Source organism: Pseudarthrobacter sp. B4EP4b (genome assembly GCF_006680095.1).
Lineage (GTDB): Bacteria > Actinomycetota > Actinomycetes > Actinomycetales > Micrococcaceae > Arthrobacter.
Map to the genome: position 1 here is coordinate 40,983 of NZ_VHIJ01000034.1, position 13,628 is coordinate 54,610.

Sequence of the window (13,628 nt, forward strand, 5' to 3'; positions counted from 1 at the left end):
TCTCAGACTGAGTCAGGTGCGCTGGGAACTTGCCGGGCGGGAAGCACAGCGACCATTGCTGCGCTGATGAACGGGCCTCTAGGTCTGTTGGCAGTGTCATACGCCGCCCTAACTAACGACTGGCGCGTGGCGCGGCGATAATTCGAATGCTAGTACCCGGGCAAGCCAAGGGTAAGGCCCTCACTTGATTTAGGGGGCATGGCAAAGCGCACAATACGGGTATTAGGGCAAACGAGTGTGTGGGAGGGGGCTTGCCTGCAAACAGGAAAGCCCCCGGAATCTCGGGGGATTCCGGGGGCTTAACCTGTAGCGGTGGGGAGGCTCGATCTCCCGACCTCACGATTATGAGTCGTGCGCTCTAACCAACTGAGCTACACCGCCACGAATGAGAAAAACCTGCGCCAAGCCGGTCAAAACCGCCTTGACACAGGCCCTCATCCAGAGCCCCCCACCGGAATCGATCCGGTGACCTCGTTCTTACCAAGAACGCGCTCTACCACTGAGCTAGGGGGGCAACGAGTAAATACTCTACCGGAAGATTTCACCACCAACAAATCGGCCTCCGGGGCGGTTCGGGGGCGGTGCAACACTTGCATATCGGCCTGCAATTTCCGCCATTTTCCGCGCCAGTGCTGGGATCTACGGGCGTGCGGGAAACCGCCGGGACCAGGGCTGCGGCAGGCTATGGCGCAGTTCGATGGCCCGATGTGTCCAGTCCCACATCCGGCCTAACCCGTTAAACGCCGATGGGCCGGCTCGAAAGCCGGCCCATCGGGGGAAATCGGTCAGTTAGAAGCTGACGGGTTTACCACTTGCCCTTGCGGTTGAAGTCGCGCTGGCCGCCCTCGTTGCCGTGGCGGGGCTTGCGGGAGCCGTCGCCGTGGCCGCCGAAGCGGGAGTCGCTGGCCTGGCCGCGGCTGGAACCGCTGTCGGCACTAAAGCTGCGCTCCGAACGCTCGCTGTACGAACGGCCGCCGCGGTCCGCGGAGCCGCGCTCGCCGTCGTTCTTCCGGAACTCCTTTTTGAAACCGCCGCTGCCCTTGAAGTTGCCGCCCCGGTCACCGCCGCGGTTGCCCTGGTAGGCGCCGCGGTCACCGGAGGGCTTGCGGCCGTTGTCCAGCTCGAGGTGGATCAGCTCGCCACCGATCCGAGTGCGGGACAGTGCACGCAGCTGCTCGGGGCTGAGGTCCGCCGGGAGCTCCACCAGGGAGTGGTCCGAGCGGATGTCGATCCCGCCGATCTGCGCCGAGGAGATGCCGCCTTCGTTGGCGATAGCGCCCACGATGGAACCGGGCATGACGCGCTGGCGGCGTCCCACGGCGATCCGGTAGGTGGCATTGCCTTCGGTCAGTGTGCGGGTAGGCCCGCGGGAGCCGAAGCCGTCCTTGGAGCGCTCGCGCTTCTGGAACTCGGGGGCTGCGGGCAGTTCCTTGACCAGGAGCGGCTGGCCGCCCTGTGCCATGACGGCGAGGGCTGCAGCGATCTCCGCGGCGGGAACGTTGTGCTCTTCCTCGTAGGAAGCGATGAGATCACGGAATGCGGCGACGTCCTCGGAGGCGAGGGTCTCCGTGATGCGCTCGGCGAACTTGCCCAGGCGCAGCGTGTTCACAGTCTCGGCGGTCGGCAGGTGCATCTGCTCCACCGGCTGGCGGGTGGCCTTCTCGATGGAACGCAGCAGGTACTTCTCGCGCGGGGTCATGAACAGGATGGCGTCACCGGAACGGCCTGCACGGCCGGTGCGGCCGATGCGGTGGACGTAGGACTCCGTGTCGTGCGGGATGTCGTAGTTGATCACGTGGCTGATGCGTTCCACGTCAAGGCCACGGGCGGCGACGTCGGTGGCCACAAGGATGTCGATGCGGCCTTCCTTCAGCGCGTCCACAGTGCGTTCACGCTGCTGCTGGGGAATGTCACCGTTGATCGCTGCAGCCTGGAAACCGCGGGACTTCAGCTTGTCAGCCAGGTCCTCGGTGGCCATCTTGGTGCGCACAAAGGCGATAACGCCGTCGAACTCTTCCACCTCGAGGATGCGGGTCATCGCGTCCAGCTTGTGCGGGCCCATGACCTGCAGGTACCGCTGGCGGGTGTTGGCGCCGGTGGTGGTCTTGGACTTCACCGAGATCTCGGCCGGGTTGTTCAGGTACTGCTTGGACATCCGGCGGATCTGGCTGGGCATGGTGGCGGAGAACAGCGCGACCTGGCGGTCCGAGGGGGTCTGCTGGAAGATCTGCTCCACGTCTTCGGCGAAGCCCATGCGCAGCATCTCGTCAGCTTCGTCCAGCACCAGGTACTGGAGCTCGGACAGATCGAGAGAGCCCTTGGAAATGTGGTCGATCACGCGGCCGGGGGTACCAACAACCACCTGGGCGCCACGGCGCAGGCCGGCCAGCTGGGGGCCGTAGGCGGAGCCGCCGTACACGGGCAGCACGGTGAAGTCGTCAATGTGCTTGGCGTAGGAGGTGAAGGCCTCGGCCACCTGGAGCGCGAGCTCACGGGTGGGGGCCAGCACCAGGGCCTGCGTCTTGCGGGACGGGCCGTTGAGGTCGTGGAGCTCGGCCAGGCGGGACAGTGCCGGTACTGCGAATGCTGCAGTCTTACCGGTGCCGGTCTGGGCGAGGCCAACCACGTCGCGGCCTTCGAGCAGCAGCGGGATGGTGGCTGCCTGGATGGGTGAAGGCTTCTCGTAGCCGACATCCTGCAGGGCAGCCAGGACGCGGCCATCGATGCCGAGATCGGCGAAGCGTACGCCGTCCTCTTCGGATTCCTCGGCCTTGGCGGCGGGAGCCTCGGCTGCCGGAGTTTCAACTGCCGGTGCGGAAGTCTCGACTGCGGGCTCAGCAGGCTCTGCTGCGGGGATAGCGGCCTCGGTGAATTCGACGGCTGCGGTCTCGACGCTGGTGTTCCGGGCGTCGATGGTTTCGTTTTGATTTTCGGGCATAGGGAAATATTCCTCATCCATAGGGGGCCAGGCGGCACTACCCGAGGTGAGCGGAGCCGCAGTACGTGTGCCGTGGATGCCGGGCAAACGTTGACCGGCCGGTCACAGAAGTCCGGCGCTTTCGCAATCCCGTGGCAGGACTTCGCGCTGCATCTCTTGGCTGCTATCCCAGCAGTCTGTACAGCGTTTTCTTTAGCCGGCTCTCCCTATGAAAATGCCCGCATCACAGTTGCGGGCCCCAACACTTGCCAGTCCTGCCTCAAAAATTGGGCAGGAATAAGGGATTTCCGGAGTGGGGGATGTTTCAAGTGTAAGGTACGCAGGTGCCGCAGCGGAAATTGAGTGTACGACGGCGGGCGGTGAGCTTGCGCACATGCCTCACCGTCCGGCCGCTGCGGCCGGCGACTACCGCGCCAGCTGCCGCTCCAGCGCCTCGAACTTCTTCCTGAACTCCGGCTGCTGAAGCCGGATCTCGCCGTCGGCGTCAGCATCCTTCAACGCCTCCATGGCCTCAAGGTCCGGCTCGCTGAACCACTTGCCCACCGTCACCCCGTGCTTCGGGACGTACAGCTTGTGGATGTGGTCGCCGGCCCGGATGGTGCCTACGCGCAGCACCCGGAGGTAGGCGCCCACCCGGCCCTCGCCGGTGAACCGCTTGAGGAACTGGGGCTCCCCCATCCGCCGCTGGAACGTGGCGCAGGGGGTGCGGGGCGAAGTGACCTCGACCTCCACGTCCAGGCCGATCTTCCAGCGTTCCCCGATCACGGCGTTGGTGGGGTCAATTCCGGCCACCCGGAGGTTCTCGCCGAAGATTCCGGGGGGGAGCTCGCGCTGCAGCTCCGCGGCCCAGTAGTCGGCGTCGGCCTGGGAGTAGGCGTAAATGGCCTGGTCCGGTCCGCCGTGATGGACGCGGTTGGCCTGGATGTCGCCCTGGAGGCCCAGCTTGTGCACCTTCACCGGCCCGTCCACCGCACGCTTGTCGATGGCCGTGACTCCCACGTTCGAAGAGTCCGGGACAAGCTGGTGGACACGGCAGACGGCAAGGACTGAGGCGGTTTCCATGGCACCAGTGTAGGGATCCCTTAGCCTTCCGCGGCGGCCGCCGCCACCGTGGGGAGTTCTTGCGGGCTATCTGCTCGCAGCCGGGGCCGGCAGGGATTACGCTGATTCGAGGATTGCAATTGGGGGTGCAGCGCTGTGCCCAATTCACGTGGACTACTGAGGGGGACGCCATGGACCCGAACAAAGATCCGGAGCGCGAGCCGCAACGCGACGCCGGCAAGGGCGCGGGCGGCAGCGATGCCGGAGCCAGCCCGGGCAAAGCGGCAGGCCAGCCGAGCGATGCTCCCGGCGGGGACGGGGCGCCCAAACCTCCCCCCTGGCAGGTTCCCAAGCCTGAACTGCGTCCCGACCTCCTGAACCAGCCAGTCACCCCGGTGGATCCGTTCGCCCGGGACCGCGAGAAGCAGCTCAACGAGGCCGCCGCACGGAAGAAGCGCTCCCAGCGGCGTACCGTGGTGGTGGGACTGGGCGTCACGGCACTGCTCGCCGGAACCATCACCGCCGTCGTGGCAAGCAACCAGGACGACCCCGAATACGCGCAGGTCTGCTTCAACGATGAAACCGGCGAGCGCGTTGACGACAACAATTGCAACAGCTCCGCAGGGAGGGGCGGCGGGATCTACGCCTGGTACTTCTTCTCCCGCGGCGCCTATGTCCCGCCCTTGGGGCAGAACCGCTCCACTGCCCCCAGCTACACCAGGACGGTGCCCAGTGGCGCGAAGGCGTCCACGGGGTACAGCACCCAGGGCGGCACTGTGAGCCGGGGCGGATTCGGCACTACCGCGAAGAGCGGTACCAGTGGCGGCGGCGGCAAAGTCTCGGGGGGTTAGGCGTGAAGCGGTTGTTAAGCGAGCCCAGGCCCGGATGGAAGCAGAAGATCGAGGAACAGGGCCTGGTGTTCTCCACCACCACCATGGACGACGGGCGGAAGATCGAATACTGGAACGAGTCCTCGTACTACGAATTCACCACTGACGAGGTGGAAACCCTTGAGGTAGCCGCCGAGGACATGCACAAAATGTGCCTGGAGGCAGCGCGGTTCCTGGCCACCGGGGCCATGGGGGACATTGGCATCGGTCCCCAGGCCCTGGAACTGGCTGCGGCCTCCCTGCAGGCGGCTGACGTGGACGTCTACGGCCGGTTCGACTTCATCTACGACGGTCAGGGCGGCCCGGCCAAAATGCTGGAGTACAACGCCGACACTCCCACCGGACTGATTGAGGCCGCCGTCGCCCAATGGTTCTGGCTGCAGGACGTCTTCCCTGGGAAGGACCAGTGGAACGGCATCCACGAAGCCCTGATCCGGCAGTGGAAAAAGTTCCAGTTCCGCACCGGCATGAGCACCCTGCACGTTGCGCACTCGGAAGTTGAGGAGTCCGGCGAGGACTGGATGACCGCCGCCTACATGCGGGACGTCGCCAGCCAGGCCGGCTGGACCACCATCGGCATCAACATGTCCGATATCGGCTGGGACCCCAACCTGAACCGCTTTGTGGACCTGGACAACTTCATGATCAGCACCATCTTCAAGCTGTACCCGTGGGAGCTGATGATGAAGGAACCGTTCGGCCACCGCCTGCTCGAACGCGCCCACAACCCACGCTGGGTGGAGCCTGCCTGGAAGATGCTGCTCTCCAACAAAGCACTCCTGGCCGCCCTGTGGCACCTCTATCCGGAGCATCCCAACCTGCTCCCCGCATACCTGAACGAGCCCGGCCCCTTGAAGGAGTGGGTGGCCAAGCCCCTGCACGGCCGCGAAGGCGACAACATCCGGATCCACGCCCAGGGCATCAACCTTGAGCAGCCCGGCGGCTACGGCCGTGAAGGCTGGTGCTACCAGCAGTACCATCCGCTGCCGGACTTCGACGGCAACCATCCCGTCCTTGGCCTGTGGGTGGTCGACGGCGAATCCGTGGGCTGCGGCATCCGCGAATCGGACGGCCCGGTCACGGACTACTTCTGCAGGTTCGTGCCCAACACCATTGACGCCCCGGCCCCGCTCTCGGCCGCGGCCAATTCCAGCAAGGCAGGTATCGCCCTATGAGCCCCCTGACATTTCCGGCCCCGGTGGCAGCATGAGCACAGAGATCACGACGGCGGGAGGCCCGGGCGGAGCGTCCGGCGCCGGCGTCCCGGCCAAGGGACTCCGGGCCGGCATCCTGGACCTCGGCGACTCCGTCATGCTGGGCCTGGCCTCCACCGCGCCGGTGTATTCGCTGGCCGCAACCCTGGGACTGATCGTGGCAGTGAACGGGGACTACACTCCCCTGATCCTGCTTATCGGTTTTATCCCGGTCCTGTTCATCGCCTACGCCTTCCGGGAACTGAACAGCGCCATCCCGGACTGCGGCACCACCTTCACCTGGTCCCGACGCGCCTTCGGACCGTGGGCAGGCTGGCTGGGCGGCTGGGGTGTCGCGCTCGCAGGCATCATCGTCCTGGCCAACCTCGCGCAGGTGGCGGGCCAGTACCTGTGGCTGCTGGTGGGTGACGGCTCGCTGGCCGAAAACAAAGTATTGGTGACCGCCACGGGCGTGCTGTTCATCGCCGTGATGACGCTGGTCAATTACCGCGGCATCCGCCTGGGCGAGCACGTGCAGCGTGTCCTGACGTATGTGCAGTACATATCGCTGGGCATTTTCGCAGTGGCCATCGTGGTGGGAATCATCAGGGGTTCAGCCAGTGGCGAGACCACCATCCAGCCCTTCGATTTTGAGTGGTTCAACCCCGCCGGTGCTTTCGCGGACCCGGGCGCCGTGGTGCACGGCGCCCTGTTGGCCCTGTTTATCTATTGGGGCTGGGACACCTGCCTGGCTGTGAACGAGGAAACCGAGAACCCCTCCACCACTCCGGGCCGCGGGGCCGTGATCTCCGCGTTCGTCCTGGTGGCAATCTACGTGTCCGTTGCGCTCCTGGTGATGATGTACGCGACGGTGGGCACGGAAGGAATCGGGCTCGGCAACGAGGCGAACCAGGACGATGTCTTCCTGGCCATGAAGGACGTGGTGCTGGGGCCGTGGGGCTGGCTGATCGTCGTCGCGGTGCTGGCTTCCGTCTTGTCCTCCACCCAGACCACCATCCTGCCCACCGCCCGAGGCACTTTGTCCATGGGCGTCCACGGCGCCCTGCCCGCCAAGTTCGGCGAGGTGCACCCAAAGAACCAGACACCCGGCTTCTCCACCCAGGTGATGGGCGGCGCGGCCATTGCCTACTACGTGGCCATGAGCTTCCTCAGCGAAAACCTGCTCTCGGACTCCATCAGCGCCATCAGCCTCTTCATCGCCTTCTACTACGCCTTGACCGGCTTTGCCTGCTTCTGGTTCTTCCGGAATACGCTCCGGCAGTCGGCGCGCAACCTGTGGTTCCGGGGCATCCTGCCGCTCGTGGGTGCGCTGCTGCTGACCGGTGCCTTCTTCGTTTCAGCGGTACAGATGTGGGACCCGGCGTACGGCGATACCCGGATCTTCGGCGTCGGCGGTGCCTTTGTCAGCGGCGTGGTGCTCCTGGCCCTGGGTGTGGTCCTCGCTGTCGTCTGCCGGTTCCTGCCCGCCACCCAGAGCTACTTTGTGGGGAAACCGTGACACCTGACCCGTCTGACGTCCTTGCCCTTGACTCGCTGCTGACGGCGGACGAACTGGCCCTCCGGCAGAAGGTCCGGGACTTTACGGACCAGCGCATCAGGCCGGACATCGCCCGCTGGTATGAGGACGCCGTCTTTCCCCTCGAGCTCGCACCGGAACTGGGTGAGCTCGGGGTCCTGGGGATGCATCTGAAGGGCTACGGCTGCCCCGGCCGGACCGCCGTCGAATACGGCCTGGCGGCGATGGAACTGGAAGCCGGGGACTCCGGAATCCGCACGTTCGTCTCGGTGCAGGGTTCGTTGGCCATGACCGCCATCCACACGTGGGGCTCGGAGGACCAGAAGCAGGAGTGGCTCCCCCGGATGGCCGCCGGGGAAGTCATCGGCTGCTTTGCGCTGACCGAACCTACCGCCGGTTCCGATCCCTCCTCGATGACCACGTATGCCCGACGCGTCGGGTCCGGTGACGACGCCGGCTGGGTGCTGAACGGGGCCAAGCGCTGGATCGGGCTCGCTTCGGTGGCCGGGGTCATGGTGGTGTGGGCCATGACGGACGACGGCGTGCACGGCTTCCTCGTGCCGGCCGGAACGCCTGGCGTGGCTGCCACGCCGATCGCGCAGAAGCTGTCCATGCGTGCGTCCATCCAGTGTGATGTGGTGTTCGACGACGTCCGGCTGGGTCCGGAGGCCCTGCTCCCGGCGGCGCGCGGCCTGCGCGGGCCGTTCACTTGCCTGAACGAAGCGCGGTACGGCATCGCCTGGGGCGCCATGGGCGCTGCCCGCGATTCCTACCAGGCGGCACTGGCGTATTCTCAGGAGCGGCTCCAGTTCGGCAAGCCGCTGGCCGGCTACCAGCTGACCCAGGAAAAGCTGGTGAACATGCTGGTGGAGATCCAGAAGGGCACGCTGCTGGCGCTGCACCTGGGCCGGCTCAAAGACGCCGGGACGCTGCGGCCGGAGCAGATCTCGCTGGGCAAGCTGAACAACGTCCGCGAAGCCATCCGCATTGCCCGCGAGGCCCGGTCCATCCTGGGCGGCAACGGGATCACGCTGGACTACCCGCCGCTGCGGCACGCGGCCAACCTGGAGTCGGTGCGCACCTATGAGGGCACCGACGAGGTGCACACCCTGATCCTCGGCCAGCACATCACCGGCTTGGGCGCCTTCCGCTGACCCATGCATCCCAACTAGGTAGCGCTAAGTGTCGTTGTGGAGCGCCAAAACGACACTTAGCGCTACTCAGTTGGGTGCGGGGTTTATGCCTGACCCTGCAGGAAGCGGCGGACCTCGGCATTGAAGGCGTCGGGTGCTTCGGCGAACACCAGATGTCCGGCGCCGGGAATCACCGTCAGCTCTGCCCCGGGTATCTGCCGGTGGAGCTCATGCGCCACCGGCAGCGGTGAGCGCTGGTCTTCCTCGCCGTAGATCAGGAGGGTGGGAACAGTAATCGTGGGCAGGAGGTGGCGGTAGTCCGCACGTCCGCTCGCGCTGAGCAGTGCCCGCAGGCTTGCCGGGCGGACATCGAGCATGATGGCGGCAATCTCGGCGACTACAGCGGGGTTGGCGGCGGGCGTGAACAGGGTGGGCAGCCACTCGTGCACGAACTTTCCCGGCGGCTCCCCGATTTCCGCTTCCACCATGGCAATCCGGCGGTCCACTTCCTCCGGCGGCAGCGACCCTGCCCAGCCTGCATAGGCCGATACCAGCAGCAATGACGCAGGGACGTCCGGGTACCCCTTGTATAACTCAAGCGCCACCATGGAGCCCCAGGACAGGCCCAGGATATGTGGCTTTCCCTTGCCGCGGACGGCCTGCTCCACGAAGCCGGCGGCGAGCAGGCCCAGCTCCGGGGCCGAGAGGTCCGGTGCAGGATCATCGGACTGGCCGCATCCGGGAGCGTCCCAGGCGATCACGGTGAAGTCCCGGGAGAGGCCCTCCAGTTGCTGACGCCAAATCCTGCTGTCATCGCCTGCACCATGGAAGAGGACCAGCGGCGGCCCGCTGCCCACCTGCTGGTAAGCAATCCTGAGTCCGGCTACCTCAACGGCGTCCATATCCGCGATTGTAGGACTGCGAAGGCCTGTTGCCTACGAGCAGGCGTCAGGCCGAGAAGCCGCCGTCGGACTTGATGAGCTGGCCGGAGACCCAGCGGCCGGCCGGTGAGAGCAGGAATGCGACTGTGCCGGCCACGTCCGCGGCGGTGCCCAGCCGGCCGGTGGGCTGCTGCGCCGTCAGTGCTGAGCGGACCTTGTCGTCCATCCAGCCTGTGTCCACGGGCCCGGGGTTCAGGACGTTGGCGGAGATACCCATCGGCCCCAGCTCCCGCGCCGCGGCAATCACGATCCTGTCCAGGGCCCCCTTCGACGCGCCGTAGGGAAGGTTGAACGCTGTGTGGTCACTGGTCAGGGCCACGATCGCGCCGCCGTCGTCCGTCACGTGCCGGGCGAAGGCGGCAATCAGCTGCCAGCTGGCACGCGTATTAACGGCAAAGTGTCGCTCGAAGGATTCCAGGCTGGTATCCAGGATTCCCGAATCAACGGACTCGGTGTGGCTGAGCACCAGTCCCTGCAGCGGCCCTGCCAGCCGGACGGCTTCGGCGAGCAACTGCTCTGCGGCGGCCGGGTCCTCCAGGTCCGCCGGCAGGGTATGCACCTGGGCGCCGATCGCCTCCAGCTCGGCGGTCAGGCGCACGACGTCGTCCGGCCCGCTCCCCCACGGCATCCGGGCATCGTAGTCCTGCCAGTAGGCCAGGACCAGGTCCCAGCCTTCGGCCGCCAGTTGCCGGGCGATTCCCGCACCGATGCCGGCAAGGCGGCCGGCACCCGTGATCAAGGCAGTGTTGCGGGCAGCGCCCGGCACAAGGGGTTCCATGGCACCAGCCTAATGGCGCGGCGTTAAGCCACGGCGACCGGCTCTTCCCGCGGGGCGGCGTGCCTGCGGATGGTGGCGCTGATGACCGCGGCGATGGTGCACATGGCCGCCGCGCCGAACCAGGCGTAGGTGTACTGTCCGGTGGAGTCGCGGATGGCGCCGGCGGCCAGGGCCGCGGCGGCGGCCCCGAGCTGGTGCGCGGCGAACACCCAGCCGAACACCACGCTGCCGTCCGCGCCGAAGGTTTCGCGGCAGATGGCGGCGGTCGGCGGCACGGTGGCCACCCAGTCCAGGCCGTAGATCACCACGAAGACGATCATGCTGGGCTGCACCTCGGCGCTCAGGAGGAGGGGCAGCACCAGCAGGCCGATGCCCCGGAACTGGTAGTAGACAGCCAACAGGATGCGGGGGTTGAACCGGTCGGTCAGCCAGCCCGAGGCGATGGTGCCCACAATATCGAAGATCCCGACGACGGCGAGCAGCCCCGCGGCGGTGGTTTCGGGCATCCCGTGGTCGTGGGCGGAGGGGATGAAGTGGGTGCCGATCAGCCCGTTGGTGGTGGCGCCGCAGATCGCGAAGCCCGCCACCAGGGCCCAGAAGGTGCGGACCTTGCTGGCCCGCTTCAGCACCTGCAGGGCGCGTACAGCGGCGTTGGCGCGGGGACCACTGTCCACGGACGGTGCCCGGAGGGTTCCTGCATTGGGCTGTTCCGCACCGTATGGCAGCGCACCGGCGTCGGCCGGCGAGTTCTTGAGGAACTTCAGCACCAGCGGCACCACCGCCAGGGCACCTGCCGCGATGAGTAGCGACGCCTGCCGCCAACCCGGATCCTGGGCGAGCACGGCGATGAACGGGAGGAAGACCAGCTGGCCGGCGGCGCTTCCTGCGGTGAGGATGCCGATCACGAGCCCACGGTTTTTGACGAACCAGGTATTGGCGATGGTGGCAGCGAACACCAGCGCCATGGACCCGGTGCCCAGCCCGATCAGCAGGCCCCACGTCAGCAGGATCTGCCATGACTGGTTCACCAGCACCGTGAGCGCACTGCCGGCACCGATCAGCACCAGCGCCGTTGCCGTCACCGCCCGGATGCCAAAGCGCTCCATCAGCGCCGCGGCGAACGGCGCCGTCAGCCCGAACAGGACCAGGTTGATGCTGACGGCCCCGGACAACACCGTGGTGGACCAGCCGAACTCCTGCTGCAGGGGCACCATCAGCACGCCCGGAGCAGCCCGGAAACCGGCAGCTCCCACCAGCGCGAGGAACGCGACGGCGGCAACGATCCAGGCCGGGTGCAGGCGCCGCCGCCGCGGCGGATTGTCCTGCGGGCGGACGACGGCGGATGCGGCATTGGCGCTTCCGTCGCCAGGGAGCAGGCTGGCGGCCGGTGCTGTGGTGCTTCCGTGGGTGGGCTTGTCGTCGCTCACGCGGCTGTTCCCTTCGGCGATGCGGCGGTGGCGAGCTCCACCGGCGATGGTGTCCTGGTCTGGCTGTGCCAGCTGGTGTTGGCCGCGGTCAGGCGGTCACCGCAGTGGGTGCAGGTGTCGGCGGAGCTGGTGCGCTGCCCGCAGCCCGAATGGATGACGTACATGTGCGCCTGCTCGGACGGTGCGGGCAAGTGTTTCTCCGACCAGATGGTGACAGCGTTCAGCACCGGGAGGGCGTCTTCACCCTTCTCAGTCAGGACATACTCGCCCCTGGTGCGGCCGCCGTCGTCGTACGCCCTTTTGGTCAGCAGCCCCGACTCCACGAGGCCGGCCAGGCGTTTGGTGAGCACGGAGTCGGCCACCTCCAGCCGGGATTTCATCGCGTCGAAGCGCCCGTTTCCGAAGAACACTTCCCGGAGGACCAGGATGGTCCAGGGATCGCCCAGGATATCCAGGCCACGGGCCATGCTGCAGTTGCGCCGGGACCAGTCAGATCGGAGTGCCATATGGGGACCCTAGCTGACTTTCTTGAAGAAAGCCAGCACGAGCGCCCTTAAGGGATGGACGAGAACGCCTGCTCGAGGTCCGCCACCAGGTCCTCCACGTCCTCTATGCCGCACGACAGCCGGAGGAGGTTCACCGGGACAGCGAGCTCGGTGCCCTTGACAGACGCGTGCGTCATTTCTGACGGGTAGTTCATCAGCGATTCGATTCCGCCCAGGGACTCGGCCAGGGTGAACACCGAGGTTGATTCGGCCACCTTCCGGGCAGCCGCCTCGCCGCCCTTGAACTGCACGGACACCATGCCGCCGAAGCTGCGCATTTGCTTCTTCGCGAGCTCGTGGCCGGGGTGGGACGGCAGCCCCGGGTACAGGACAGCCTCCACTTCGGGGCGCTCCAGCAGCCATTCGGCAACCGCCTGGCCGTTGAGGCTGTGCCGGTCCATCCGCACACCCAGGGTCTTCAGGCCGCGGGTGGTGAGGAAGGCATCCATCGGACCTGAAACGGCGCCCACGGCGAACTGGACAAAGCCGATCTTCTCGGCCAGTTCGGCGTCCTTGACCACCACGGCGCCACCCACCACGTCCGAATGCCCGCCAATGTATTTGGTGGTGGAGTGGACCACCACGTCGGCACCCAGGGCGAGCGGAGTCTGCAGGTAGGGCGACGCGAAGGTGTTGTCCACGACCAGGAGGGCCCCGGCGTCGTGCGCTATCTCTGCGAGCGCGGCGATGTCTGTGATCTTCATCAGCGGGTTGGACGGCGTCTCCACCCACACAAAGCGGGTCTTGTTGGCGGCGACGGCCTGGCGGACGGCGTCGAGGTTGGCCATGTCCACCGGGGTGTTGCCGATCCCCCATCCGCCCAGCACGCGGCTGATGAGCCGGTAGGTCCCGCCGTAGGCGTCGTTGCCGAGCACGATGTGGTCGCCGGGCCGGGTCAGGGCGCGGATGAGCGAGTCCTCAGCCGCCAGTCCGGAACTGAAGCTGTAGGCGTGCGTGCCGCCCTCCAAAGCGGCGAGCTGTTCCTGCAGCGCGTCCCGGGTGGGGTTGCCGCCGCGGCCGTACTCGTAGCCGTCGCGGAGCCCGCCGATTCCGTCCTGGGCATAGGTGGAGCTGAAGTGCAGCGGCGGAACCACGGCACCGGTGCGCGGCTCGAAGGGCTGGCCGGCGTGGACGGCGCGGGTGTTGAAACCTTGGTTTTCCGGGAGGGACATGGTGCTCCTTATCGGGCAGGGAGGTCGGAGGTG

Annotated in this window: 11 protein-coding genes and 2 tRNA genes; 4 read left to right on the forward strand and 9 right to left on the reverse strand. The window is 66.6% G+C overall.

The genetic code is table 11. The annotated features are described in order from the left end of the window. Positions 1-307 precede the first annotated feature (307 nt). From FNL14_RS12590 to FNL14_RS12605, 4 genes are all read right to left on the reverse strand, one after another. Positions 308-381: transfer RNA gene (locus FNL14_RS12590), tRNA-Met, on the reverse strand. Between the two features lie 61 nt (positions 382-442). Further along, a tRNA-Thr gene (locus tag FNL14_RS12595) sits at positions 443-514 on the reverse strand. A 291-nt stretch (positions 515-805) separates the two neighbouring features. Then, positions 806-2,938, reverse strand: coding sequence for a DEAD/DEAH box helicase (locus FNL14_RS12600; RefSeq protein ID WP_142060531.1), 2,133 nt, complete (start codon positions 2,936-2,938; stop codon positions 806-808). Between the two features lie 405 nt (positions 2,939-3,343). Then, positions 3,344-4,000: an MOSC domain-containing protein gene (locus FNL14_RS12605; protein ID WP_142060533.1), complete on the reverse strand. Its 657-nt coding sequence runs from the start codon at positions 3,998-4,000 to the stop codon at positions 3,344-3,346. A gap of 170 nt (positions 4,001-4,170) precedes the next feature. Between FNL14_RS12605 and FNL14_RS12610 the strand changes: the two genes are divergently transcribed. Genes FNL14_RS12610 through FNL14_RS12625 form a run of 4 tightly spaced genes read left to right on the forward strand, consistent with a single transcriptional unit; the run spans position 4,171 to position 8,753 of the window. Continuing rightward, entirely contained in the window at positions 4,171-4,830 is a 660-nt protein-coding gene (locus FNL14_RS12610) for a Tat pathway signal protein (RefSeq protein ID WP_142060535.1), read from the forward strand. A gap of 2 nt (positions 4,831-4,832) precedes the next feature. Next, positions 4,833-6,044 carry a glutathionylspermidine synthase family protein gene (locus tag FNL14_RS12615; RefSeq protein ID WP_142060537.1) on the forward strand — a complete coding sequence of 404 codons (1,212 nt, stop codon included), beginning with the start codon at positions 4,833-4,835 and terminating at the stop codon, positions 6,042-6,044. Positions 6,045-6,075: 31 nt separating this feature from the next. Continuing rightward, entirely contained in the window at positions 6,076-7,581 is a 1,506-nt protein-coding gene (locus tag FNL14_RS12620; protein WP_142060539.1) for an APC family permease, read from the forward strand. After that, positions 7,578-8,753: an acyl-CoA dehydrogenase family protein gene (locus FNL14_RS12625; protein WP_181762621.1), complete on the forward strand. Its 1,176-nt coding sequence runs from the start codon at positions 7,578-7,580 to the stop codon at positions 8,751-8,753. Before FNL14_RS12620 ends, FNL14_RS12625 begins: the two co-directional genes overlap by 4 nt. Positions 8,754-8,836: 83 nt before the next feature. On the opposite strand, the gene FNL14_RS12630 is transcribed toward FNL14_RS12625, so the two are convergent. From FNL14_RS12630 to FNL14_RS12650, 5 genes are all read right to left on the reverse strand, one after another. Continuing rightward, positions 8,837-9,634, reverse strand: a complete 798-nt coding sequence (locus tag FNL14_RS12630) for an alpha/beta fold hydrolase (RefSeq protein WP_142060541.1) — start codon at positions 9,632-9,634, stop codon at positions 8,837-8,839. A gap of 46 nt (positions 9,635-9,680) precedes the next feature. Continuing rightward, positions 9,681-10,451 carry an SDR family oxidoreductase gene (locus tag FNL14_RS12635; protein WP_142060543.1) on the reverse strand — a complete coding sequence of 257 codons (771 nt, stop codon included), beginning with the start codon at positions 10,449-10,451 and terminating at the stop codon, positions 9,681-9,683. 23 nt (positions 10,452-10,474) lie between these two features. Next, positions 10,475-11,749: an MFS transporter gene (locus FNL14_RS12640; protein WP_255470820.1), complete on the reverse strand. Its 1,275-nt coding sequence runs from the start codon at positions 11,747-11,749 to the stop codon at positions 10,475-10,477. Between the two features lie 125 nt (positions 11,750-11,874). After that, entirely contained in the window at positions 11,875-12,384 is a 510-nt protein-coding gene (locus FNL14_RS12645) for a helix-turn-helix domain-containing protein (RefSeq protein WP_142060548.1), read from the reverse strand. Positions 12,385-12,431: 47 nt separating this feature from the next. Then, positions 12,432-13,595 carry a cystathionine gamma-synthase gene (locus tag FNL14_RS12650; RefSeq protein ID WP_142060550.1) on the reverse strand — a complete coding sequence of 388 codons (1,164 nt, stop codon included), beginning with the start codon at positions 13,593-13,595 and terminating at the stop codon, positions 12,432-12,434. Between the last annotated feature and the right edge of the window lie 33 nt (positions 13,596-13,628).

Excerpts from the sequence above, each read along its gene's own strand:
- FNL14_RS12600 (WP_142060531.1), bottom strand. The coding sequence starts at position 2,938 with ATGCCCGAAAATCAAAACGAAACCATCGACGCCCGGAACACCAGCGTC.
- FNL14_RS12605 (WP_142060533.1), bottom strand. The coding sequence starts at position 4,000 with ATGGAAACCGCCTCAGTCCTTGCCGTCTGCCGTGTCCACCAGCTTGTC.
- FNL14_RS12610 (WP_142060535.1), top strand. The coding sequence starts at position 4,171 with ATGGACCCGAACAAAGATCCGGAGCGCGAGCCGCAACGCGACGCCGGC.
- FNL14_RS12620 (WP_142060539.1), top strand. The coding sequence starts at position 6,076 with ATGAGCACAGAGATCACGACGGCGGGAGGCCCGGGCGGAGCGTCCGGC.
- FNL14_RS12630 (WP_142060541.1), bottom strand. The coding sequence starts at position 9,634 with ATGGACGCCGTTGAGGTAGCCGGACTCAGGATTGCTTACCAGCAGGTG.
- FNL14_RS12635 (WP_142060543.1), bottom strand. The coding sequence starts at position 10,451 with ATGGAACCCCTTGTGCCGGGCGCTGCCCGCAACACTGCCTTGATCACG.
- FNL14_RS12645 (WP_142060548.1), bottom strand. The coding sequence starts at position 12,384 with ATGGCACTCCGATCTGACTGGTCCCGGCGCAACTGCAGCATGGCCCGT.
- FNL14_RS12650 (WP_142060550.1), bottom strand. The coding sequence starts at position 13,595 with ATGTCCCTCCCGGAAAACCAAGGTTTCAACACCCGCGCCGTCCACGCC.